Here is a 25,256-nt window from a genome sequence, read left to right as displayed (position 1 = left end):
AAAAAGATGTTTTACAAATTTTTCTGGATTAGCGCGAATTTTTTCTTCTGCTTACTCCGATTCCATCGCCAAGTTTAAAAAATTCTGTTTCAAATTCCTCGTTATTTTTTAAGAAATCAATGTATTTCCGGATTTTTTTTACGAGTTTTATAGTGCTGTAGTTATGCGTCAGGCTCAAGTCTTCAACCATTCCGTGGAAAGAAAGATTGTCGCTTATAATTACGCCATTTTCTGACAAAAGCGGTGAATATCTGTTAAAAAAATTTATGTACTGCGCTTTTGCGGCATCAATAAAAATCAAGTCGAATTTTCCCTGAATCTGGGCAGTAAGGGCATCTCCAAAAATCAAAGTGATTCTTTGTTTTAAGCCTTCGGCCTCGACATTTTTTACGGCCTGAGCGTATCTTTTTTCGTCGATTTCTATCGTCGTAACGTGAATATTATCCCGAATTTTTGCAAAACGAATTGAAGAAGTTCCGATTGCCGTTCCAATTTCGAGAATATTTTTTATTTCGTGATTTTTAATGTAGTCCGCAATAAAATCGCTTCCAGCATTCTGAAGAACCGGCACCTCGTTTTTCATTGCATATTTTTCCATTTCGGAAACGCCGTCGTCTTTTGACAGCACATCAATAAATTTTTCAACTTCGCTTGCAACCGAAAAGCAAAAGTCTGGATTTTCTGCAAGCAAAAGCTCTTTATTTCCAAGTCCGCCACGGCAGGCAATAGTTTTACAGCCAAAAGCCTTTCCAGCCAGAATGTCCTGCGCACTGTCGCCGAACATGACCGCATTTTTTTCTGTAAAGCAAGTTCCAAACCTTGAATTGATTTTGCGAAGAGTATACAAAAGCCCGTCAGGCTCTGGCTTTTTAGGAATTTGCCTTCCGTTTTCGTCCAGAGTATCAGGTCCTGTTATAAGGTCAAAATATTCAAAAACTTCAAGTTTTTTTAAGATAACTTCCGCGATTTTTTCAGGCTTATTTGTAAGCAAACAGACTTTTTTGCCCTTTTCCTTTAGAATCCTAAGAAGTTCTTTTATTCCGGCATAAAGACATGTTTTTTCAACCGCATGGCTGTAATAATATTCAAGATAAAAAGCAAGAATTTTTGAAAAACTTTCTTTTCCATAGGAAGACTCCGCGTTGAATTTTCCTTTTGTCGAAAAATCAAGCGCCCGGAGCAAAAGTTTTTCCGTTCCGTCGCCAACAAATTCAACGACCTTATAAAGAGGAATCTGCCAATAACCAAACTTTTTTAAGGAAACATTCACCGCAGAAGCAATATCTTCCGCAGAATTTATAATTACGCCATCGCAGTCAAAAATATATAATTCTATCGCCATATTCTTTCAAATACTTTTTCAAAAAAAATAAAGAGCCGTTACTTCCTCAAGCAGCGCACTTTATTTTACGCAACTAAGTTTTCCCGGCTCTTAAATATTTTTTTTAATTTTAGCCAATTTCTGAATTAACAGCGTTTACGGTCTTGATTTCTTTTCCGAGCGCAAGAAGTTTTTTTCCAGCGATTTCTACAGAACCGTTTACAGCATTGATTGCAACACTGAAAAACTCGTCGCCTGTAATTTCGGCTTTTTTTGCCGCATTCTCGTCAGCACCCTCAAGAACGACCTTTGTTCCAGGCTCAGCCCAGGAAACGTCCAAAACTTCCACGCAGTCTTTTCCGTCTTTGTCCTTGTAGTCTCCTGCCAAAAGCATTCCATAGCTTTCAACACCGCGCATTTTTCTCGGAGCAAGGTTTGCCGCAATTACGACATTTTTTCCAAGCAAATCGCTCTCTTTAAGGTACATTCTAAGTCCAGACTGGATTGTGCGCGGAGTTCCGCTGCCGTCGTCCAATGTTTCAATGTAAAGTTTTTCACCTTCAGGATTCGGCTTTACATCGATGATTTTTGCCACGCGAAGCTCAATATTTTTGTTGAAAAATTCAATCTGCTCTTCAGCAGAGAGAGCCGGTTTAGGCTCTTCTTTCTTTGCCTTTTTCTTGTTCTCTTTTTTTGCGGCAGGTTTTTCGTCCTGTTTTCCTGCAAATTTCGCGCGGAAAGCATCAACGCTCTTGTTGTCGAGAGGCGTAAAGTAAACAGAAGTTTCAGAAATCGAATCAAGTCCTTCAAGTTTACCCAAATCTTCCCATTTTAATGCAGTTTCGTCACCAGGCTCTGCAAATGTCGAAGAATAAATTTTTTTTCCGAGATAGCCTGCAACAATCTGAGTATAAGTTGGAAGATACGGCTCAAGAAGAATCATAAGGTCTTTGATTACGTATGCAAGGTTATAAAGAATGTTGTCCGAAACAGCCTTGTCTGTCTTGATTGTCTTCCAAGGTTCAGCAGCCTGAAAAGCCTTGTTTGCAATATCAGAAATCTCCATAATCGTGTGGAGAGCATCCTTTATTTCTGCCCATTCAAGGAGTTCTGTCGCTTTCTTTTCCTTTTCTTCAATCTGAGCCCACAAAGCCTCGTCTTTTTTTCCTTCCGGAATTTTTCCACCGTAGTTTTTATTGATGAACAAAAGCGTTCTGTTTACAAGATTTCCAAGGTTTCCAATCAGTTCCTTGTTGTATTTTTCCTGAAAGTCTTTCCATGTAAACTGATAGTCCTGATTTTCCGGGCGGTTGTAGTAAATATAGAATCTCCATCCGTCGCTCGGAATTCCAGATTCTTTTGCATCTGAACCAAAAACACCAGTTCCCTTAGATTTTGAGAACTTTCCGCTTTCATAATTCAAAAATTCGGTTGAGGACATGTGATAAAGCTTTGTGTAATCTTTTCCAGTTCCAATCTCCGAACAAGGGAAAACAACAGTATGGAACGGAATATTGTCCTTTCCAATAAACTGGAAAAGTTCGATATTCGCATCCTTTTCGCTAAATTTTTCTTCAGCCTCTGACGGCAGCCACCATTTTTTCCAGTCAAAAGATTTTTTCCCGGACGACTTCAACTCATCCTCAAGCTGTTTTGTAATCGACATATAGCCGATAGGAGCGTTAAACCAAACATAAAAAACCTTGTTTTCGTAGCCGGCCTTTGGAACAGGAATTCCCCATTTTAAGTCGCGTGTAATCGCCCTTTCGTTCAAACCGTCGCGAATCCAGGCTTTTGTCATCTGAATGGCATTTGCAGCCCATTTTCCTTTTTCGCTGGTCTCTTTCATCCATTCTTCAAGTTTCGGCGCAATCGAAGGAAGGTCAATGTAAAGATGTTTTGTTTCGCGCACTTCTGGAGTTGAACCGCAAGTGTGGCAGCGTGGAGCAATTAGCTGTGTCGGATCAAGCAGAGTTCCGCAAGTGTCGCACTGATCTCCGCGTGCATCGTCAGCACCGCATTTTGGACAAGTTCCGTCAACATAGCGGTCAGCAAGGAACATATTGCATTTTGGACAAAAAAGCTGCTGGCTTGTATGCTCTTTTATAAAGCCGTTTTTATCCAAATCATTAAAAATCGACTGGGTTATTTCGGTACATTCCTCGTTAGAAGTGCGGCCGAATTTGTCAAAGGCAATGTTGAACCAGTTGTAAATATCCTTGTGGATCTCGTAATAATAGTCGCAAAGCTCGCGTGGAGTTTTTTTGTCCTGCAGGGCTTTTGTTTCAGTTGCAGTTCCGTATTCGTCAGTTCCGCAAACATACATCGTTTCGTAACCGCGTGAACGGCAAAAACGTGCAAAAACGTCAGCAGAAAGCATCTGGATAAGGTTTCCGAGATGAGGAATATTGTTTACATAAGGCAAAGCCGAAGTGATAAGTCTTTTTGTTGTTTTAATATTTTTCATAGATAAAAAGTATAGTAAATTTTTACAGATTATACAAATGGGAATTTTTTAAGATTCGGGTGGCTTTTTGCACAGCAAAAACCGGGTGTTCCGAGGTTCCGCGTCCTCGCGCTCCATTGCCTGCTGCAAGAAGCAGCAGGCAACGCCAAAGGCGCCTCTACACCCCCTGCCACATTTTCTGGCTAGTAAATTTTTCTTATTAAATCCAAAAACGCCGGAGTTTTTACAAGACCAAGTTCTTCCGCAGTAAGTTTTTCCGTCCTTGAATATGGATTTCCGCTTTCATCCGCAGAAGGATTTACACCCGAAGTTACAGACTGGGAATTTCCTTTTTTTTCAGGAAATTTTTTTACCAAAACTTCATCGCCAATATTCACCCGGTCATAAAAACTTTTTTGAGTTAAAACTCCCTGAGAAATTTCTTCATCGCTTTTTTCTATTTCAATCTGCCCAAGAGCAAATTTATCATCAAAACTTACTCCCGGTTTTGAATCGCAGGTACGGATATTTCCTTTTTTTACTACGTCCAAAACAGTTCCTTTCTCAATTCCTTCGTTTTTTCCCATGTCAATGAGAATTTCATTTCCGCTTCTTGCAAGAATTTTTCCACGCGACGGAAGCAAATTCAAGACATTTCTTCTAAAAGAGCGGATAATCGACGAAAACCTGTCATTTCCGGTCCTAAATAAATTAAATTCGCTTATTTTTATTCCGTTCCTGCCATTGTAAACGGCCGCATCAAGACTTACCTCTCGTTCAGTTTCTTCAAAATTCATCAAAATAAAATAATCCTGAGAATTTTTTCTTGCCTTCAAAAAAGCCTCTCCAAAGTTCGCGACAGGATTTTTTTCAACATTGACCGAAGTTACTGCGATTCCGTTAAAACTTTCACTTGCCATTTCTGCGGCAATTTCCTGGGAATCTGGATGCAAAAGAGCCGCATTTTGTTTTGTATAATAAAGCCCGATATTCCATCTGGTTTTATCAAGATAGAACGGCTCAACATTCCATTTGGCGCTCAGAGAATATTTCATAAGCGAAGAAAGAGCTTCTATGGTGTCGTTTGTTTTTGTGTAAGTATATTTTTCTTCGTCCGAAAGAGTTTTTTCGTCAACTTTTTCATTGTTTTTTATAAACGAAAGCTGCTCCAGATAAAGCTCATTTTGACCGAGCTTGTAAATTTCTGCGGCAAATTCGCTTCTGGCAATTATGTTGTTCGGATCAATTTTTAATGCGCGCTGATATTCGTACCTTGCCTGCTCGCCTTTGAAGAATTTTGCATATTCCCTCGCCTTTAAAATATGAAACTGCGCCCATGCTGAACGCCTTGAATCCTCAAGCGGTAAATTTTTATCAACAAGAAGCTCAAGCGCACTTCGCAGAATTTCATCTTCAGGCTCAATCGCAAGTGCCGTCGACAAAATCTCAAGCGCGGAATCAAAATTTTGCTGGCGGGAAAGCGAAAGTCCTTTCAAATACCAGGCAGTAATTGTATTCCGGTCTTTGTCGATAAGATAATCGCAAATGTCTATAACTTCATCATATTTTTTTTGTTCATAAAGAATCGAAGAAAGAAGTATGTAAGCCTGATAAAAATCAGTCTTCAGCTGAAGAGCGGAACGCGCTTTTTTTTCGGCTTCAGCAAAGTCGCCTTTCCTTGCCTTTAAGTACGCTGCAAAATAATAGACTTCACTTTCCGATGGATGGCTTTTTAGAGCCTGTTGAATATAATTTTCAGAAAGTTCATCTTTTCCAGTTTCCGCGGCAAGCAGCGCAAGCGAAAGAAGGGCTTTTCTGTTCGTTTTTTGACGCTTTAGCGCATCAAGATAAAAATTTCTGGCAGAATCAAAACTTCCGTTGTAAAGCTCAATTTCTGCAAGCCCAAAACGCGATTCAACATTGTTCGGATACTTATTCAAAATTTCCTTAAAAATTTTTTGCGCCTCGTCCAGACGGTGCAACGAGATAAGGCACATTCCCCGCAAATTCAAGACGTCGGTGCGGTCTTTTATAAATTTCTGCGCGCTGTCCAGATAATTAAGACAAAGCTCAAAATCGTTAAGTTCGTAAGTCGCCTTTGCAAGCAAAAACCACGCTTCTCCAAAAGAAGGATTTTTCTGAAGCACAAGCTGAAACTCTTCACTGGCCGAATACCAGTTTTCTTCCGCCTCAAATTCTTGACCGCGCTCATAATGTTTTAAGGCAGAAAGATTTTCAGCCTGCACGAAAAATGCGCAGTGAATAAAAAAAACTAAAATCGGCAAAGTAATTTTTTTCATTTTCTCCCACCCAAAACAAAATTGAACAGTTTTTGACGTTAGTCTTTTTTCGGTTCTTCTGATTCTGCTTTTTTTATAACTTTTATAAGATTTACGCGGTGACCTTCCATATCCTGAACGATGAATTCAAATCCGCCCCAGTTGATTTTTTCGTATTTAACAGGAATTCTTCCAAAAAGATCGAGGACAAAACCGCCGAGAGTATCAAAATCTTCCGTCGGAAAATTTGATTTTATATTTTCGTTCAAATCCTCGAGATTGACCCTTGCATCGCAAAGCCAGATTTGATTTCCGATTGCAAGAATATCTTCCCTTTCGTTGTCAAATTCGTCCTGAATGTCGCCGACGATTTCCTCGATAATGTCTTCCATGCAGACAACACCGCTCACACCGCCGTATTCGTCAACGGCAATTGCAATATGAATATGGCGTCTCTTAAACTCGCGCAAAAGTCCGTCGATTTTTTTTGATTCTGGAACAAAATATGCTTTTCTAAGCAGTTTTTCAAGGTCAATTTCCTGATTTTTAGAAATTACGGCAAGCAAATCCTTTACATAGAGAATTCCTAGCACATTGTCGATTGATTCCGAATAAACAGGAAAACGCGAATGTCCGCTTTCTGCAATTTTTGCAAGAAGCTCTTCCTGAGGAGTATCAATCGAAAGAAAGTCGACATCAATCCGGGGAATCATAACTTCCTTTACAGACGTTTCTGACAAATCCTCGATTCCTTTGATCATATCTTTTTTTTCTTCGATTAAACTTAAATTGTCCTGACTTTCGGACGGTTCATTGCCGTTTTTTCCGGAAAAATTTGAATTTGAACCGTCGTCTTTTTTCTTTCCTAAACCAAAAATACTCATAAAATCCCTTTTTATTTTTTAGCGCGTCCTGAAATTTTTAACTTTTAAGACGCGCTGTAAATGCTTAAATAAGCTCGACATCAGAAAAAGCTTTTAACACTTCTTCCTGTTTTTTCAGCATCGGACTTTTTATTTCAAGGCCCTCGCCTACATGCTCTTCTCCGTGATCCATTCCATTTAAATGCAAGGTTCCGTGAATCAAAAGCCTTTTTAATTCTTCATTCTGTGTAACCTTAAAATATTCTGCATTTTTTGGCAATGTATCAAGCGAAATTATAATGTCGCCCGCACTAAACCACTTGCTTCCGTCTTCGTCAGTATATTCTTCACCATTTTCAAAGGAAAGAATGTCGGTTGGAGCATCGATTTCGCGGTAATTTTTATTCAATTCCTGAATAAATTCATCGTTGCAAAATAAAATTGAAAGTTCCTGACCGTCAAAGCCAAGTCTTTTTAAAACTTCCTGTTCATATTCTCCAATTTTTCCAAACCAGGCAGGCTCGCTAAGTCCGTCCTGCATAGAGACAAGAACCCTATTCATTTTTTTCACCCTCAGAATTATTTTTTTCAGAAACCGTTTTTTCGGAAGCAGAAGAATCAGTTGAATCCTGATTTTGATACTTTATGCGACCGTGATAATATGCCGCAAGAATCGAAACGAAAGTGTTTTTTATTTTTGTCATTTCGCCATAAGTAAGAGCGCAGTCGTCCAGCTGTTTTGCAGCTATTTTTGCTTCAATTAACTGCTGAATGAATTTTTCAAGACGCTGGGCTGTCGGTTTTTCCAAAGACTTGCAGGCCGCTTCAACAACATCGGCAAGCATGACTACAGCGCTTTCTTTTGTGGAAGGAAGTCTTCCGTCATAACGGAAATCCGCCTCGTTTGCGTTCGGATTCTTTTCTTTTGCCTTGTTGAAAAAATACGAAATTACAGAATTTCCATGGTGTTCTGCAATAATATTTACAATCTGGGCAGGAAGATGCATTTGATGAGCCTTTTCAACGCTCTGGCGCAAATGGCTTTTTATAATCGAAACCGAAAGCGACGGGTTTAAGTCCGTATGTTTGTTTTCTGAATCAATGTTATTTTCCGTAAAATATTCGGGATGTTCCATTTTTCCAATGTCGTGGTAAAGGGCCGCAACTCTCGCCAAAAGCGAATTTGCTCCGATTTCCTTGCAGGCGCTTTCCGCAAGCTGGCTTACCATTATGCTATGCTGATAAGTTCCGCTGGCTGTAAGCAAAAGTTTTCTCAAAACCGGAGAATTCTGATCGCTCAAATCCATGAGCCTGAAAACCGAAGCCGTATTCATCACAACTTCAAGCGGTGTAAGAAGACCAAGCGCAAGTATACCAGAAATAAAACCGTTAAATGCAACTCCTGCAAGCGGGAATACGCAGTCAGAAAAATTATCATTAAAGATAACTTTTAAAACGCATATATAAATTACGTTCAGAAGCGCCACACCAATCGAAGAAAAAATCATGTCAATTCTGTTTTCGATCGTACGGAGAATTTTTACGATTGTAAAAGAAGAGGCAAGTGTATACAAAAATGGAATCAATTCAAAATTGCAGGCACAGAGCACTCCAAAAGAAATCAATATCGAAAAATAAAGTCCAAAAATCTGTCCAAAAAGAATCGTAATCAAAGCAACGCACAATCCAGAAGGAATAATTACAGGAAGATTGTAAATTCCCTGAAAAAGCGGAGCCTTGTCGCCAAAACAGGCAACTCCAAAAACAACTACAAAAAGCAAGGATGCAAGAATAATTTCTTTAAGCTCAACCTTGCGTCCAAGGCAGACAGGAGAAAAAAGCAAAAATGCCATTGCAGAAACCAGCATAAGGAACAGAATATTGTCCGCAAAAACCCTGTAATCGATGTAGGACGGAGATGCCGCCATCTTTCGCAGTTTTAAATAATCCTCTTCCGCAATTGGAAAACCTTTTCTTATTACTTTTTCGCCTTCTTCGACCGCAATCGGAAACTGCTCATCGGCCGCAAGATTAGTTGTAGCAATGATTGTCTTGTCGGCAACCATTCCCGGTTCATACTCATCAATCGAAAAAGAAGCAATAGTCTGCCGCGTGCTTGCGTCAAAATAAACAATTACGGCAGAAGCCAAAAATGTAATTGAAAAAACAAGCAGAATCGCCCAATTTTTCTTTACATATTCGAGTGCAGAATGAAATAAATCATAAAAAAAAGAATTTTTTCCGTTATTCGCTTTTGTCATTTTCATAAGCCTGTACAATTTTTTTAACAAGCGGTGAACGAACGACATCTTCGCCGTCAAGTTCAACCATGCTTATCTCTTCTATATTTTTTAGAATTTCAAGAGCCTGGACCAGACCAGATGAAATTCTTTTCGGAAGATCTATTTGGGTAACATCTCCCGTTATAAACACTTTTGAATTCTCTCCGGTTCGGGTAAGGAACATTTTCATCTGTTCACACGTCGTATTCTGCGCTTCGTCAAGAATTACGGCCGCATTGTTCAAGGTACGTCCGCGCATATAAGCCAAAGGCGCAACTTCAATTATACCATTCTCCTGAAATTTTTTCACCATTTCTGAAGGAATACAGGCGCTCATAGAATCATAAAGAGGCCTTAAATAAGGATTTATCTTGTCCTGCATATCGCCCGGCAAAAAACCAAGACTTTCTCCAGCCTCGACAATCGGACGCACAAGGATAATTGAACTTATTTTATGGCTTAAAAGAAGACGCAGGCTTTCTGCAACGGCAAGAAAAGTTTTTCCGCTTCCTGCAGGACCTGTTGCAAAAACCATGTCATTTTTTCGGAACGACTGGATGAGTTTTGCCTGATTTTTTGTTTTTGGATAAATTTTTCTCGTGCTTCCGGGAATTGAAATTGAAAATTTCTGGGCATCAAAATTTTCAACTCCAGTATTCAGCACCGATTCAATCAGTTCGGAACCAGAAATACTGTTTTCAAGTCCATTTTCAGAAATTTCATCGCTAAGACGGTCGATTATGAACTTGAACTTCTGCTGAATTTCGGCGGAAGACTCAGCAATTGAAAGTTCGTTTCCTTTTGTAAAAATGCTGACTCCAAGATGCTGTTCGATGAGCTTTAAATTGCTGTCATTCGTTCCACAAACCTGAGAAAGAACCTCCGGGTCTGAAAGAACTATAGTAAATTCGTTTTCCAATTTGTTTATTCTATCACCTTTCTTTTAAAAAATCATTAAAAACTTGAATTTATTTTAAACTCCATTCTCCATATTCATCAAGAATTTCGGTTTTCATTCCTGACATTGGCCGCCAGCTTACGCTCAAAGAAAAATACGGACTAAAGTCGTAATGCGCCTGCTGACTAGAAGTTGCAGAAATATAGCGCGGTGAAATTTTAAACGAACAGTTCAAATCCCAATCGTCAAGGTCGTGAGTTATCGACATAACCAGAGATTTTAGCTTAAAGGCGGAATTCTTCCGTTTTTCGTCGCTATCAAGCCTGAACGAATCCATTAAATCATTCAAAACGTTTCTTTCGCCGTTATTTCCGTAATAATAGGCATAATCTGAATCTGAACAGAAATATCTGTAAATTACGTTGTTGCGGCTTTCAGAGCTGAATGAAAAATCAAGAAACTCATTTATCTTGAAAGTAATCTTCGGTATAAAAACAAAATAACTGCTTGTCGGACGCACAAAATCATAGACAAAACTTGTAGAAAGTGACGGTGTCCACGAAATTTTGTCGGTCCAGTGCTTGAAAGTTTTTGAAGGACTTGTATACGCAAAACTCAACGAATAAGGCTGGAATTTTTTGTCTGAAGTTGACTTCCATCCTTTTCGGCTTGTTATGTCTCCGTTTGAATCATATTCAACATCAAACTCATAGACATTTGAATAGCTCATTGTATATGCAAGCTGCGCGCCATAACCGCTCAACGAAAATTTAAATGAATCGTGCTCCTCTTCTTCCAAATCGTAAACATAAGACTGAGAAAGACTTAGTTTGCTGTTAAAAAATTTAAATGAAAGCGACTGCGAAATGTCGTTTTTTACCCAGGTGTCGTCAGTCGAACTTTTTTGCTTGATTCCTGTTCCGACAGAAAAAGTCGTATACGGAAAATTAAGCGAAAAAACGCCTGTGTAAGAATCAACCTGAGGCGGAAGAGTTGTCGTGAGCGAAAGCTGCTGTCCAAAATCCCCTTCTTTTGCAGCAAGGACAAGATTCAGATTATGCGTCGTTACACATTCTTCGTCGGTCAAATCCATCGTAAGATATTCCCATTCAGGATTGTTTACGTCGTCGCTTATGTATTTTGTCTGAATCATTTTTACGGTTGTGTTCCATGTCAGGGCCGTATTTGAAAAATAATCCGTGTAATAGAAAGGCTTAAAAGTAAGCGCGTTCGTATCCGTCAAATCGAGTTTTCTTGCATTGTAGTCGGCTTTTTTAATCGAAGCGATTGAAGATTCAGAATATCCTCCGTCCGAAGTGTCGTCGTTCAGATAAGGGTGCTTTTGAAAAACCGGATTGAACGTAAAAGTGTCCGCAAGCGAAAGAAAGCTGTCTTTATAACCGAGATTGCTCGTCAAAGTAGCCGGAGCTTTTGCCTGAATATAAGTTGCCTGAACAGTCTGCCAATCAAAATCCTCAGGAGTCTTTAAATTTGAAGATGAATATGAAATTTGCGAAGTAAAATCCGGCGAAATACTGTAGGCGAGTTTATAGGTAATTCCATTTAAGCTGCGCACAGAGGCGTTCGATGTGGCAATCGACGGAAGCACGGATTCATCAAAAAGAATATTTTCTTCAGGAACCTCATTTTCTTCAGAATCGGAACCTTCTTCTTTTTTGTCTTTATCAGAACTTTCATCATCTTTTTTGTCATCAAATTCAAGAGGCGGCAATAAAGAAAGCGAAACCGACTGTTTTTTTGAAGACGCCGAAGCCTTCGGATACTGAAAAATCGTTCCAGAAATTCTTGCACCGATTTTAAAAGGCGTAATCTGGCTCGGATAGTAGAAATAGCGTTCCGGAGTATAACTTGCCCATGCCGAATCATCATTGTATTCATCCCGGTCAGTCAAGGCAGCCGATTGGGAAGAAAAAACTATCGAAGAAGAAAAACTCGAAATTGAAAGAGTAGAAACAAAAGGCTTTATGAATTCCGGCAACTTAAAAGTATAGGAGCCGTTTAAATTCCAGGTAAAAGAAGAAACAGTAGTAACGCTGTCTTCTTCCGAATCGTCAGTTGCAACACCAGACATAAGAAAGTCAATCCAGTCCATTGTTTCCGCACGATTGTTAAAGTCGTAGTCAAAATACGGATCCGAATAAAGCGGCATTGCAAGAGTAAGGTTGAACGGAGAAGAAACCGAAAGCTTTAGGTTAAACTGATAACGGAACGGCAAGGTATAGCCCATAAAATTTGAAGAATCCAGGACCTTGTCTCCAAGCTTGTTGTACGGAAGATAAACCGAATTGTTTTTAAAAATGGTATTGCTAAAACCAAGTTCTGTATTGAATTGAAGATCCGAAAGTATCTTTGAAGGTTTTAATACAACGTCAGCGCCGACCATTGCGCCCAAATTTGCATAATAGTCCGCCATAATTTTTACGTGATTTGTGGTATCGCCTTTAAAATCCGCATCAAGATTATGAAGCACAATTCCTTCGCGCACCTGCTCTTTCATTGAGTCGGTTTTCATAAAACTGAAAGGATTTATTTTTTCATCATCGTCAGAATCCGAACTGTCATTTGTAGATTTTGCGTCCGCAGGTTTTCGGCCATAAAGATAAGTCGTCGTATTTATAAAATAACCTTCGCGGAATTTATAGCCCATCGCAGGATTAAAAATCAACTCGTCTTTCGGATAGTAAAACGCAGGAAGATAAATCAAAGGCACACGGCCAACATAAAGAAGCGCGCTAAAAAAGGCGAATTCTCCGCCAGGCAAAAGCCAAATTCTCCGCGCGCGGATTTTCCAGTGAGGATTTTCGTCGTCGCAAAAAGTGAGCTCACCGCCTTTAAAAGCGATTGTTCCTCCAGAATCCCTGCCGAAAATTTCACTTGCAACAATCAAAGTAGAGCCGGAAGGAAGATTTATGGCATCTGACGAAGTTTGAACCGCACGGCCGTTGTCAAAAATTCCTTCAAAAGTCGAAGTATTAAAAAGAAGGCTGTTTGCAGTGATTTTTTCTCCGCCGGCAGAAGACGAGCCGCTCTGTTCAAGACCGACGTTTCCTTCTGCATAAAGCATTTCCGAAGAACGGTTGTAATTTATTCTGTCAGCGGAAATTGTCGTCTTGTCATTTCCGCGGGAAACAGAAATTACGACATTTCCAGAAAGAATAATGCAGTCTCCCCCGGAAAGCTGATCTTTTTTGTACTCAGATTTTTCGGCAGATTCAATATTTATGACAGAAACCTGCTCTTCAGCCGAAGATTCTTTACAAAAAGCAAAGGACACAAGAGAAAAAATTAAAAATATTAAAAGCGTTTTTTTTCTCATTGCAAAACCGTCAGTTTTTGTGGGCCGCATTTAACGTTTCTTCGAGATATTTTCCTGTCCAGCTGCCAGTTTTTTTCCAGTTTGCAACAATGTGTTCAGGAGTTCCATAGTCAACAATCTGACCGCCGCCAATTCCCCCCTCAGGACCAAGATCAATAATCCAGTCCGCCTGGGCAATTACATCGAGGTTGTGTTCAATCATAACGACAGAATTTCCCTTGTCCACAAGTTTTTGAATAACTTCCATCAAAACCTTTACATCTGCAAAATGAAGTCCTGTTGTAGGCTCGTCAAGAATGTAGAGCGTTTTTCCTGTCGAAGGACGGGCAAGTTCCGTTGCAAGCTTTACACGCTGAGCTTCTCCGCCAGAAAGAGTAAGAGCGCTCTGTCCAAGCTGAATGTAACCAAGTCCGACATTTTTAAGAGTTTCAAGTTTTCTTGAAATATGCGGAATCGCAGCAAAAAAATCAGCAGCTTCTTCAATCGTCATATTCAAAACATCAGAGATATTTTTTCCGTGGTAGCGGACATCCAAAGTCTCGCTGTTAAAACGCTGACCGTGGCACACATCGCACTGAATAAAAACATCCGGCAAAAAGTTCATTTCGATAGTAAGAGTTCCGGCGCCCTGACATTTTTCGCACCGTCCGCCTTTTACGTTAAAACTGAACCGGCCTGGAGTATAGCCCTTGGCCTTTGAATCAGGAAGGCTGCTAAAAAGTTCGCGGATCGCATCAAAAACTCCGACATAGGTTACAGGATTTGAACGCGGAGTTCTTCCGATCGGGCTTTGGTCGATATTTATGACCTTATCGATATTTTCAATTCCAAGAATTTCATCATGAAGCCCCGGCTTAAAACTTGTCCTCATCAATTTATTTGAAACAACAGGATAAAAAATGTCGCTCAAAAGCGTAGATTTTCCAGAACCGCTAACTCCTGTAATGCAGGTAAAGGTTCCAAGAGGAATGTCGACCGAAATATTTTTAAGATTGTGTTCGCGCGCACCTTTTATCGAAATAAAACTTCCGTTTCCTTCCCGCCGCTTTTCCGGCAACTGCATATAAAGTTTTCCGCTCAAATAACGTCCGGTAACGCTTTGCTCAACCTGCATCACCTGCTGAGGAGTTCCGCTTGCGATTACTTTTCCGCCATGAACTCCAGCTCCAGGACCTATATCAACAATCCAGTCGGCGGTACGCAAAGTCTGTTCATCGTGTTCAACAACAATCACCGTATTTTTTAAATCCCTAAGGTAATTAAGAGTATCAATAAGCCTCTGGTTGTCGCGCTGATGAAGTCCAATGCTCGGTTCGTCCAAAATATACATAACACCTGTAAGACCAGAGCCAATCTGAGTTGCAAGACGGATTCTCTGGGCTTCTCCGCCAGACAAAGTTCCTGCAGAACGGTCAAGTGTAAGATATTCAAGTCCGACGTTTTTCAAGAAATTTAAACGGGCATTTATTTCCTTTAAAAGCTGAACCGCAATTTTTTTCTCCGTTTCAGAAAGTTCAAGCATCTTAAAAAACTCAATGCTTTCCGCAACGCTCAGACTGCAAAGTTCAATTATATTCTTTCCGCCGACAGTAACGCCAAGCGCTTCTTTTCTAAGACGCATTCCATGGCAGGATGAACACTCGGAAACAGACATATAGTTTTCTTCAATCCGCACACGCTGGGATTCACCCCAGGCTTCATTGTGCCGCCTTTTCATTTCCGAAAGGATTCCTATCCATGGACGGTTGTATTCTGAAAATCCTTCTCCGCTCTGTTTTTTGTAAATCCAGCGGATATTTTTAGTCAAATCGCCATTCCACAGGCTGTCAAACTGTTCGCGGGTCAGATCTTTTATCGGAGTATCAAGACTCCAGCCGTTTTCCTTTGCAATCGCCTGAAACATCGACTGATTCCATTCGCTCGACGGATTAAAAAACGGAAACGCCCCCTGGTTAAAGCTTAGTGAAGTATCCGGAAGTATTTTTTTTGAATCCCATTCCATTTTTTCACCAAGTCCCGTACATTCAGGACAGGCTCCAAAAGGATTGTTGAACGAAAAAAGTCTAGGCTGCAATTCCGGAATAGAAATACCGCAGTCCGGACAGGCATTTTTTTGAGAAAAAAACACTTCCTCTTCGTGCCAGCCTTTTTCGCTATTGTCATCTACGCGCCTTAAGACAACAAGAACTCCGTCAGAACTTTTCAGGGCAGTTTCAACAGATTCTGCAAGACGCTTTCTCGATTCATCTTTCAATGCGATTCTGTCAACGACAATTTCAATCGTATGCTTTTTCTGTTTGTCAAGCTTTATAGAATCGTCCAGTTCAACCATAAGCCCGTCGATTCTTGCACGGACAAAACCTGATTTTTTTGCATCATCAATGATTTTTTGATGCTCGCCTTTTTTTCCATGAATTACCGGAGCCAAAAGCGTAATTTTTGTTCCTTCGCCCCAGCCCATTATAGAATCGATAATCTGATCGTCCAACTGTTCCTTAATTTCTCTTCCGCAGACAGGACAATGCGCATGCCCGGTTCTTGCAAACAAAAGACGGTAATAGTCGTAAATTTCAGTAACTGTTCCAACTGTAGAGCGAGGATTATTGTGGGTTGTTTTCTGCTCAATAGAAATTGCAGGCGAAAGACCTTCAATCTGATCGACATCGGGTTTGTCCATGCTTCCCAAAAACTGCCGGGCGTAAGAAGAAAGCGATTCCATGTATCGTCTTTGTCCTTCGGCAAAAAGCGTATCAAAAGCAAGCGACGATTTTCCAGAACCGGAAAGTCCCGAAATTACCACGAGTTTATTTCTCGGAATTTCTACGCTTATATTTTTTAAATTATGAACACGGGCGCCATGAATTACAATTTTTTCGCCCTCAACCCTATTTATGTTTTGCAATTAAGTTATCCTTATTAAATTTCCATATTCATTACGGAACGAACTTCTTCCAGCGTCTTTACGGCAATCTCGCGGGCCTGAACAACACCTTCCTTAAGAACGCTTCTGATATAGTCCATATTATTTTCGAGTTCGGCGCGTTTTGTGCGCAAAGGACGCAATTCTTCGTTCAAGGCTTCTGTCAGCACAGATTTCAGCATGCCGCCGCCACCGTCGCCAATTCTTTCGGCGATAGCCTCAGGCTCCTCACCAGTACAAAGAGAAATTATCTGCAAGAGGTTGGCAACTTCCGGACGGTTTACAGGATCGTAAGAAATATGGCGCTCCTGATCTGTCTTTGCTTTTTTTATGAGTTTTGCAGTTTCATCCTCGCTTGCACAAAGCATAATCGTATTTCCAAGCGATTTTGACATTTTTGCAGAACCATCAAGACCTTTTATCATTGGAGTTTTAGAAAGCAAGGCGTAAGGTTCCGGAAAAATCGGATTCTCCGGGCAAAATTTATTATTAAAACGTCTGGCGATAAGACGCGCAACTTCAAGATGAGGAAGCTGGTCTTTTCCTACAGGAACAACATTTCCCTTGCAAAAAAGAATATCAACCGCCTGATGCACAGGATACGTAAGCATTCCGGCATTCACCGACTTCATTCCGGATTTTTCAATCTCGTCCTTTACCGTCGGATTTCGGTCAAGCTCAGAACTAGAAACAAGAGTCAAAAAAGGAACCATAAGCTGGTTTGCCTCAGGAACGTGGCTGTGCGGATAAATGCAGACATCTTTTCCAGGTTCAATTCCTGCGGCAAGATAATCAATCACAAGCTGCTTTGTATTCTGACTGATTTTGTCAAATGCGTCGTGATCCGTCAAAACCTGATAATCGGCTATCAAAATCATAGTCGGAACGCCAAGCCTAGAAAGACGGACCCGATTTTTAAGCGAACCAAAATAATGTCCTATATGAAGATTTCCGGTCGGACGGTCGCCTGTCAAAACACGGTATTTTTTCGGATTAACGGCAATATCTTTTTCAATCATTTCAGATTTTCTAACCGCTTCGGCAAGAATTTTATCGGCATTATTTTCAAGTTTTTCTTCAGTCTGAGACATTTTATTTTCCCTGTAAAAATCAAAAATTAAAGCAACATAAAAAGTTACAGTAAAATTATATAAAACTTCAGCATTTTCTTCAATTAAGAACAAAAAATCAGGAATGGAGCACACTTTCCTTTCAAACCGGCTCTTACTGCAAGTCCTCCTCGCTTCGCCCGTCCGGTCTTTCCGTGGCGATCCGGGCTAAGTTTTTCGGTCTAACAAAAAAAAATACGCACGGACTTTATCCTAAACGGACTTATTTTCTTTCAAACACTTTTCTTAAACATTTGTTTTAATTAAAATCATTTCTATGACAAAAAACATCGCACCTTCTTCACCTTATCTTACCGATTTTGAAAACTGGCTTGATTCATTCTTGAATTTTGAAAAACTTCCGCAAAAAAACATGTTCTGGCTCGACACAATGGAGTATTTTGCAAAACTCGCAGGCAACCCGGAACTCTCATATCCAACCTTTCACGTCGCAGGCTCAAAAGGAAAAGGCTCAACCTCCGCATTCATAGCTTCAATTCTCGAAGAAGCAGGCTTAAAAACAGGACTCTACAGCTCTCCGCACATTGTAAATTTTCTGGAGAGAATCACCCAAAATCAAAATTTTCTAACTCAAAAAACCTACGAAGACGCAGCAGAAGAGTTAAAACGTCTAATAAATTGCACAGATTCAAAAACATTCTTAAAAAACCGCCCGATCACCTGGTTCGAGCTTGTCACACTCTATTCATTTCTATGCTTCAGAAAAGCAAAGCTCGACGCGGCCGTTTTTGAAGTCGGACTCGGAGGAAGACTCGACGCAACAAACGTAATAAAACCAAAAGTCTGCTGCATAGGACCAATCGAACTTGAGCACACAGAATACCTCGGCGACACCCTGGAAAAAATCGCGGCAGAAAAAGGCGGAATTATAAAAGAAAAAACCCCGGTCTTTATAGCGCCGCAAATCCCATCAGTAAAAGAAGTTTTTAAGTCAATCGCGTCTCAAAAAGACGCAAAAATATTTTTTATCGACGAAATTTGCAAAATTAGTACACAAATTTATACATCATCAGAAAAAATAAAGACAAAAGCTGTCATTTCATCTTCGTTTTTTTCCCGCCCGTTAACCGCGGAACTAAACCTTGCAGGAGAATTTCAGGCTCAAAACGCAGCGCTTGCAGCCCTGGCGGTAAAAACAGCGTTCCCGGAAATTTCAGAAGATATTATCGAAAAAGGCCTTTCAAAAACCTCGCTTCCAGCCCGATTTGAGCTTATAAAAAATCCTCAGAATTTCAGCGAAATTCCTTATCTTGTTCTGGACGGAGCGCACACTCCAAAAAGCATAAAATTAACTTTGGAAACTATAAAAAACGCAAATATAAAAATCGACGCCCTGCTTTTTGCATGCGCACAGGACAAGCACAGCAAGGAAATCGCAGAACTATTTTCGCAGAGCAAAGTTACGGATTCTAAAAATTTTCAAAAAATATTTTTAACGGTTCCGGGCAATGTAAAAAAATCAGACCTGTCAGAAGTCGAAAATTCGTTTGCTTCTGCAGGTCTTGCGTTTTATTCAGATTCGGATTACAAAAAACAAATCGAAAAAGTCCTTGATTTTTGCAATTCAAACAAGAAAACTTTGCTCATAACAGGCTCGTTTTATCTGGTTGCGGAGGTTACAAAAATTCTAGGCACACGCTTTGAAACTCCACAGGTAATCTCGTAGCTGATTGTTCCAGTCATATCGGCAATTTCCTGGGCGCTCTGCAAAGCTCCGCTTTCTTCTGGTCCAAAAATTACGGCTTCGCAATAGCGCTCAACATTGCTGTCTTCACCAAGTTCAATCATACACTGATCCATGCAGATTCTTCCGCAGACAGGATAATTTTTTCCGTCAACCGCGACATATAGCCTTTTATCATCTTCATTAAATCTACGGAAAAGTCCGTCCGCATAACCAATCGGGAGAACTCCAATTTTTGTCTTTTTAGAAGAAGTCCATCTTCTGCCATACGAGACAGACCTGTCTTTTTCAAATTCGCGGATTGCAACAACCTTCGTTACAAGTTCCATAACAGGTTTTAGGAAAGTTTTTTCACCAAGTTTTTCAAAATATTTTTTATCAACCTGCCCCGGATAATAGCCGTATGCAATAATTCCAGGACGGCACATATCAAGGTGCATTTCCGGATGGGTCAGTGTAAGAGCAGAATTTGAACAGTGGCGGATTCCAGGATCAATTCCCTCTTTTTTTACGTTTTCGACCGCCTCCAAAAACAATTTGAACTGTTTTTCCGTATATTCAAAATTTTCAGCCTGGGTGCTGTCTGCGACAGAAAAGTGGGTGCATATTCCGCCCATTTTTAAAACGCCTGTTTCCGCGATTTTTTTAGCAACCATTCCGGCATCTTTTGCAAGACAGCCGATTCTTCCCATTCCGGTATCAACCGCAAGATGAACGCTAAAGCCGTTTTTTTTGTATTTTTTCGCAGCTTCCGCAACAAAGCCGATGTATTCCTCATCAAAAACAAGAGGCGTAAGCTCATTTTTTACAACCTCTTCCATTTCTTCTTTCTGGCACAAACTCAAAACAAGAATTCCAACCTTTATTCCTGCAAGCCTAAGTTCAATGCCTTCATCCACAGTTGCAACGGCAAGAAAATCAGCTCCGCACTCAACGGCAGTTTTTGCGCATTCCACAGCGCCATGACCGTAGGCATCTGCCTTTACCGCGACACACATTTTTGAATTTTTATTTATTTTTGAGCGGATGTATTCAAGGTTATATTTTAAATTTTCAAGGTGAATTCTAGCGAAAGTCGGTCTCATTCTTTATGCCCCATTTTTTATTTTGCATTGTTAAAAGTGAATTCTCAGCATCACTGATTAAATGATAGGTTTTTGAAACTTTTTAAGCAATATTTTGAACTGATAAAACTTCTATAAATTTAATTTTTTTACAGCCTGTTTTTTATTGAGAAAAACTTAGTTTTAAGATAAAATTAAAAGGTACGTTATTTTTCTACAAAAGAAATCTAACGGCAAAAAATTATCTGGAGACATCATGAAAAAATCACTTTCTGTAACTTTAAGTATTGCGACATCAGTTGCTTTTTTTATAACATCCTGCGCATCAGCTCCAAAAGACCAGCCTCAGCCCCAAATCGAGCAGACTGAAGAAATCGAGCGCCCAAAAACACCTCAAGTTCCTAGAAAACTCAATGTTGTGAACAGTTCAATTTCAGCACAAAAAGAAGAAACCGAAGAATCAATATATGCAAAAAAAATTGAAGGAATCAGACTTTCAGTTGTTTCAAGTCCAAAAGAAACAACAAAGGGAAAGGCTTTTTCTTCGCCATTTGTTTTTAAGGCGGAAAAGACGGACGGAACTCCAGTAGCCGGCCTTGAACTTTCAATAAGTTTTCCAGAAACAAAAATTAACGGTCAGCCGACATATTCTCTGGCAAACCTTACGACAAATTCTTCAGGAACAGTAATTTTCGTACCTGCAACTCCGGCTTTTTCTTTTAACAGCAAAATAAGCGTTTATCCTTCCGGAGATGTTACAAACGCAGAGATTGCAAAGCTCGCAGAAAAAGTTTCTGTAAGCGCGCCTTACAAAGTTAAGACAAACCTTTACGCAAGCGGCGGAACTGTCGCAATCGTAGACTTCAATGCTTCCGGAAAACCGATTTTAAGCAATTCAGTCTCTTCGTCAAACCTTCTTATGGCGCTTATGCGTTCAGGTTTTGTAAGAATCGGAAACGCTGATTTTTCAAATGCAATTTTGACAGACGACATTCCGACAGTCTATAAAACCGCGTCAAATCTCGTAGGCTCAAATTCTGCATATCTTATTTTTGGAAAAGTAAAATATCTTACGCCAATTGAAAAAAACGCCGACCAAAAATACACGCTCACGCTCGAAGGAAACCTTACCTGTCTTGATATGAAAACTGGCTCGATTTTATGCGAACTACACAGCACAGCAACAGTAACAGAAGACAAAGATTGGAACTGCCTTAATTCCGCAAGAAAACTTTTGGCAGAAAACCTGGCGCACGAAATAATTTACGGACTCTAATTTATAAAAGTGAGGATAAACAGATGATTTACACTGACACAAGAGACAAATCGGTAAAGACAGATTTTAAAACCGCTGTAGTCGGCGGCATGAATGAAAAAACCGGAGGACTTTATATTCCGGTTGAATTTCCAAAACTTGATAAATCATTTTTAAATAAAAATCCGGAGCCAAACCTTCGCGATATTGCTTTTGAAATGGCAAAACCTTACGTTGAAGGAGAAATTCCGGAAAACGATCTCAAAAAACTCATAAACGATGCATATCCTTTCCCGGCAAAGGTTTCAGGTCTCGACCCAAATTCATACGTCCTCGAACTTTTTCACGGTCCAACATGCGCGTTCAAAGACTTCGGAGCCCGTTTTATGGCACGTGTAATGTCATATTTCAACCGCAACGAAGACAAGCCTCTTCACATTCTCGTCGCAACATCCGGAGATACAGGTTCTGCCGTAGGAAGCGCATTCCACAATGTTCCGGGGCTTGACGTTACAATTTTGTATCCAGAAGGAAAAATTTCACCGCTTCAGGAAAAGCAGCTTTCAACTTTTGACGGAAATGTCCGCGCTCTCAGAGTAAAAGGCACTTTCGACGACTGCCAGAAACTTGTAAAGACAGCATTTACAGATAACGAGCTCCGCTCTTCACTCCGCCTCTCATCTGCAAATTCAATAAACATCAGCCGTCTTCTTCCTCAGAGTTTTTATTATATGTACGCTTCTCTCTACGTAAAAAACAGAGCATGGCAGTACAACAGAATTGAAGATCCTTCTATAATTATGGTTGTTCCGAGCGGAAACTTCGGAAACCTGACATCCGGACTTATCGCAAAAAAAATGGGCGCTCCAATCACAGGTTTTGTTGCCGCTACAAATACAAACCGCACAATTCCAGACTGGATTGCAACCGGCGACTACAATGCCCGCCCTTCAGTAGCAACATACGCAAACGCAATGGACGTCGGTGCTCCCAGCAACTACGAACGAATTTCAGCAATGTACACTCTTGACGATGTACGCCATTTATTTGCTTCTTACTGGCTTGATGACAGCGGAATCATCAGCTCAATCAAAGACTGCTATGCAAAAACAGGCTACACGATCGATCCTCACGGAGCTGTCGGCTGGAAAGCATGGAGCGATATTAAAAACGGAGCCATGGCAGAACTTGCACAGGGCAAAAAACATGATTACACAAAACCTGGTCTTACACCAAATCTCCCAGACTGGGCAGATGATGTAATTTCTAAGAAAAATGCAATCGGCGTAGTTTTGGAAACAGCCCACCCTGCAAAATTCGGCTCAATCGTCGAAAAGGCAATCGGCTCAAAACCAATAATTCCAGACAGACTTGAAAAAGTTATGCGCCTTGAAGACAAATCAATTCCAATGGAAAACGACTACAACCAGTTCAAATCATGGTTGCTTGAAAACTTAAGATAAACCAAAAAAGGCTAGCCTGAAAACTTTCATTTCAAGCCAGCCTTTTTTATTACATATTTTCGTAAGTCTGAACATTATCTTCCAAATGTTCAATCGCTATTCCAGCTTCCTCAAGCATTTTAAGACTGTCGGCTTCATCATGGTAGTGTTTTTCACACACAACCCTTTTTATTCCGCAGTTAATTAAAAGCATTGCGCAGGTTCGGCACGGAGTCATTTTACAGTAAACAGTACCACCGTCAATAGAAATTCCACGTTTAGCGGCCTGGCAGATTGCATTCTGCTCCGCATGAACGGTTCTTACACAATGCTGGCTGACAGTTCCATCACTGTGCAGCATTTTTTTTAGAAGGTGGCCCGCTTCATCGCAATGCGGAAGTCCTGCGGGACTTCCAACATATCCGGTAACAAGAATCTGATGGTCCCGTGCAATCACGCAGCCAGAACGTCCTCTGTCGCATGTCGCACGTTTTGCAATAGTTCTTGCAACCTCCATAAAATATTCATCCCAGGTCGGGCGCAAATATTTTTCTTTGTTTGAAGATTCGTTCATACTAAAAAACTAGATAGCTTTTATTGCAAGAGCAAACACAAATACAGCGGCAAGAATCCACGTAACAGGAGAAATTTCCTTTGCTTTTCTACCAGCAACTTTCGAAATTACATAAGCGATCATACCAAAGGCAATACCCTTAGAAATCGAATATCCGAAAGGCATTACAAGAATTGTTATAAAAGCAGGAATTCCGTCAGTTATTTCGCTGAATTTGATAGATGTTACAGACTGCATCATCAAAAATCCGACAAAAATCAAGGCAGGAGCCGTAGCACAAGAAGGAACAAGCGCAAAAAGCGGAGTGAACAACAGGGCCAAAACAAAGAAACCTGCAGTCACAACAGAAGAAAGACCTGTGCGGGCACCAGCAGCAACACCAGCAGAAGATTCAACATAAGAAGTTACAGTTGAAGTTCCAAGACAAGCACCGGCAACAGTACCAACCGCATCGGCAAGAAGAGCATTTTTTACATTAGGAATATCGCCCTTTTCGTCAATAAGCTTGGCCTGCTCAGCAACGCCCATCAAAGTTCCAATAGTATCAAAAATATCTGTAAAAAGGAAAGTAAAGAAAACTCCGAAGAATTTCAGCGTAAGGACATTTGAAAAATCAAATCTAAAAAGGAACGGAGCCTGAGGAACAGAAACAGGCTTAAAGTTTTCAGGAATAGTCGTAACGCCAAAAGGAATTCCAACGACAGTTGTAGCAGCAATACCGATAAGAATTGCGCCAGGAACTTTAAGAATATAAAGAACAATCGTAATTACAAGACCGATAATCGCAACAATTGCAGAAATATGAGACTTGTCAAATGCGTTAAAACCGATAATTGTTCCGTTTGAAGAAGTTACGATTCCAGCGTTGTTAAGACCAATCAAAGCAATAAAAAGACCGATACCAACAGCAACAGCCTTCTTCATAGTCGAAGGAATAGAGTTGATAATCGCCTCACGAACACCAAAGAACGAAAGAACGATAAACAAAACGCCTTCAAGCAAAACAGCTGTAAGAGCAAACCATGGAGAACACCCCATCTGGCCGCAAACAGTATACGTAAAGAACGCGTTAAGTCCCATACCAGAAGCAAGAGCAACAGGCATATTTGCAAAAAAAGCCATAATCAGAGTTGCAATCGCAGCAGAAATCGCAGTCGCTGTAAAAACGCCTCCAAAACTCATTCCTTCGATAGAACCAAGCATTCCAGGATTAACGGCAAGAATGTAGGACATTGCAAGGAAAGTTGTAATACCACCGATAATTTCGCGGCTTACAGTTGAACCTTTCTCCTTGATTTTAAACAAAGTTTCCATAAAAAAAACCTCCATGGAAAAAAAACATAACAAAGATTATATCATAGAATAAAAAACAGAAAAATAAAAAACGCAGGCTTTTTATAAAAAATTTAAAAAAAAAGAACGTCATCAGACTCAAAAAAAACAATTTCCGCCCATGCAGGCATTTTTCCCAAAGACCGGCTGCTACGGGTTCGCTTACGCTCATTGCCGCAAAGCGCGCCAACTAAAGCCCTCCGCATCCGGCGTAAGAAAAACCTTATGCAAAAAAAACTAGTTTAAAATAAAAAAACTCCTGATTTATTTCAGGAGCTTTTAGAGCGGTAGAAGGGAGTCGAACCCTCGTCATCAGCTTGGAAGGCTGAGATAATGAGCCGTTATATGACTACCGCACAACTTATGTATTTATAATACCAAGCATTGAACTTTGTGTCAATACTGTTTTTTAATTTTTTTTAAAATTTT

At 40.3% G+C, this 25,256-nt stretch carries 16 protein-coding genes and 1 tRNA gene; 3 read left to right on the top strand and 14 right to left on the bottom strand.

Features of this window, described 5'->3' with window-relative positions:
* Positions 1–28: 28 nt before the first annotated feature.
* The 10 genes from B5D47_RS01450 to trpS all read right to left on the bottom strand — a co-directional run bounded on the left by B5D47_RS01450 (position 29) and on the right by trpS (position 17,365).
* Positions 29–1,342, bottom strand: a complete 1,314-nt coding sequence (locus tag B5D47_RS01450; protein ID WP_078930040.1) for an HAD hydrolase-like protein — start codon at positions 1,340–1,342, stop codon at positions 29–31.
* Positions 1,343–1,451: 109 nt separating this feature from the next.
* The gene (metG, locus tag B5D47_RS01445; protein WP_078930039.1) at positions 1,452–3,788 is read right to left on the bottom strand and encodes a methionine--tRNA ligase; all 2,337 of its coding nucleotides are present in this window, start codon (positions 3,786–3,788) and stop codon (positions 1,452–1,454) included.
* A 182-nt stretch (positions 3,789–3,970) separates the two neighbouring features.
* Entirely contained in the window at positions 3,971–6,067 is a 2,097-nt protein-coding gene (locus B5D47_RS01440; protein WP_078930038.1) for a tetratricopeptide repeat protein, read from the bottom strand.
* Positions 6,068–6,105: 38 nt separating this feature from the next.
* The gene (locus B5D47_RS01435) at positions 6,106–6,930 is read right to left on the bottom strand and encodes a hemolysin family protein (RefSeq protein WP_078930037.1); all 825 of its coding nucleotides are present in this window, start codon (positions 6,928–6,930) and stop codon (positions 6,106–6,108) included.
* 64 nt (positions 6,931–6,994) lie between these two features.
* Positions 6,995–7,471: an rRNA maturation RNase YbeY gene (gene ybeY / locus B5D47_RS01430; RefSeq protein ID WP_078930036.1), complete on the bottom strand. Its 477-nt coding sequence runs from the start codon at positions 7,469–7,471 to the stop codon at positions 6,995–6,997.
* The gene (locus tag B5D47_RS01425) at positions 7,464–9,176 is read right to left on the bottom strand and encodes an HDIG domain-containing metalloprotein (RefSeq protein ID WP_078930142.1); all 1,713 of its coding nucleotides are present in this window, start codon (positions 9,174–9,176) and stop codon (positions 7,464–7,466) included. The genes ybeY and B5D47_RS01425 overlap by 8 nt, the downstream gene beginning before the upstream one ends.
* On the bottom strand, positions 9,154–10,110 hold the full coding sequence (locus B5D47_RS01420) for a PhoH family protein (RefSeq protein ID WP_078930035.1): 957 nt from the start codon (positions 10,108–10,110) through the stop codon (positions 9,154–9,156). The genes B5D47_RS01425 and B5D47_RS01420 overlap by 23 nt, the downstream gene beginning before the upstream one ends.
* A gap of 49 nt (positions 10,111–10,159) precedes the next feature.
* Positions 10,160–13,456 carry an LPS-assembly protein LptD gene (locus B5D47_RS01415; protein WP_078930034.1) on the bottom strand — a complete coding sequence of 1,099 codons (3,297 nt, stop codon included), beginning with the start codon at positions 13,454–13,456 and terminating at the stop codon, positions 10,160–10,162.
* Positions 13,437–16,319: an excinuclease ABC subunit UvrA gene (gene uvrA, locus B5D47_RS01410; protein WP_407701147.1), complete on the bottom strand. Its 2,883-nt coding sequence runs from the start codon at positions 16,317–16,319 to the stop codon at positions 13,437–13,439. Before uvrA ends, B5D47_RS01415 begins: the two co-directional genes overlap by 20 nt.
* Before the next feature lie 23 nt (positions 16,320–16,342).
* Positions 16,343–17,365 (bottom strand): tryptophan--tRNA ligase, encoded by a 1,023-nt coding sequence (trpS, locus tag B5D47_RS01405; RefSeq protein WP_439145137.1) that lies wholly within the window; start codon positions 17,363–17,365, stop codon positions 16,343–16,345.
* 367 nt (positions 17,366–17,732) lie between these two features.
* Here trpS and B5D47_RS01400 point away from each other — a divergent pair, with 367 nt between their 5' ends.
* The gene (locus tag B5D47_RS01400) at positions 17,733–19,142 is read left to right on the top strand and encodes a bifunctional folylpolyglutamate synthase/dihydrofolate synthase (protein WP_078930032.1); all 1,410 of its coding nucleotides are present in this window, start codon (positions 17,733–17,735) and stop codon (positions 19,140–19,142) included.
* Here B5D47_RS01400 and alr read toward each other — a convergent pair.
* The gene (alr, locus tag B5D47_RS01395; RefSeq protein ID WP_078930031.1) at positions 19,076–20,245 is read right to left on the bottom strand and encodes an alanine racemase; all 1,170 of its coding nucleotides are present in this window, start codon (positions 20,243–20,245) and stop codon (positions 19,076–19,078) included. The genes B5D47_RS01400 and alr overlap by 67 nt on opposite strands.
* A 235-nt stretch (positions 20,246–20,480) precedes the next feature.
* Between alr and B5D47_RS01390 the strand changes: the two genes are divergently transcribed.
* Together B5D47_RS01390 and thrC are read left to right on the top strand one after the other, a co-directional pair.
* Positions 20,481–21,500 carry a hypothetical protein gene (locus tag B5D47_RS01390; protein WP_078930030.1) on the top strand — a complete coding sequence of 340 codons (1,020 nt, stop codon included), beginning with the start codon at positions 20,481–20,483 and terminating at the stop codon, positions 21,498–21,500.
* A 23-nt stretch (positions 21,501–21,523) separates the two neighbouring features.
* Positions 21,524–22,942, top strand: a complete 1,419-nt coding sequence (thrC, locus tag B5D47_RS01385; RefSeq protein WP_078930029.1) for a threonine synthase — start codon at positions 21,524–21,526, stop codon at positions 22,940–22,942.
* 49 nt (positions 22,943–22,991) lie between these two features.
* Here the strand turns inward: thrC and B5D47_RS01380 are convergent, their stop codons facing one another.
* The 3 genes from B5D47_RS01380 to B5D47_RS11385 all read right to left on the bottom strand — a co-directional run bounded on the left by B5D47_RS01380 (position 22,992) and on the right by B5D47_RS11385 (position 25,183).
* The gene (locus B5D47_RS01380; RefSeq protein ID WP_078930028.1) at positions 22,992–23,495 is read right to left on the bottom strand and encodes a deoxycytidylate deaminase; all 504 of its coding nucleotides are present in this window, start codon (positions 23,493–23,495) and stop codon (positions 22,992–22,994) included.
* Positions 23,496–23,504: 9 nt separating this feature from the next.
* Positions 23,505–24,809, bottom strand: coding sequence for an NCS2 family permease (locus B5D47_RS01375; protein ID WP_078930027.1), 1,305 nt, complete (start codon positions 24,807–24,809; stop codon positions 23,505–23,507).
* 301 nt (positions 24,810–25,110) lie between these two features.
* A tRNA-Gly gene (locus B5D47_RS11385) sits at positions 25,111–25,183 on the bottom strand.
* Positions 25,184–25,256 lie beyond the last annotated feature (73 nt).

The organism is Treponema berlinense (genome assembly GCF_900167025.1).
In the GTDB taxonomy this organism is placed as follows: Bacteria; Spirochaetota; Spirochaetia; order Treponematales; family Treponemataceae; genus Treponema_D; species Treponema_D berlinense.
Note: the sequence above shows the minus strand (reverse complement) of the source record. Positions and strands in the feature narration are given on the sequence as shown.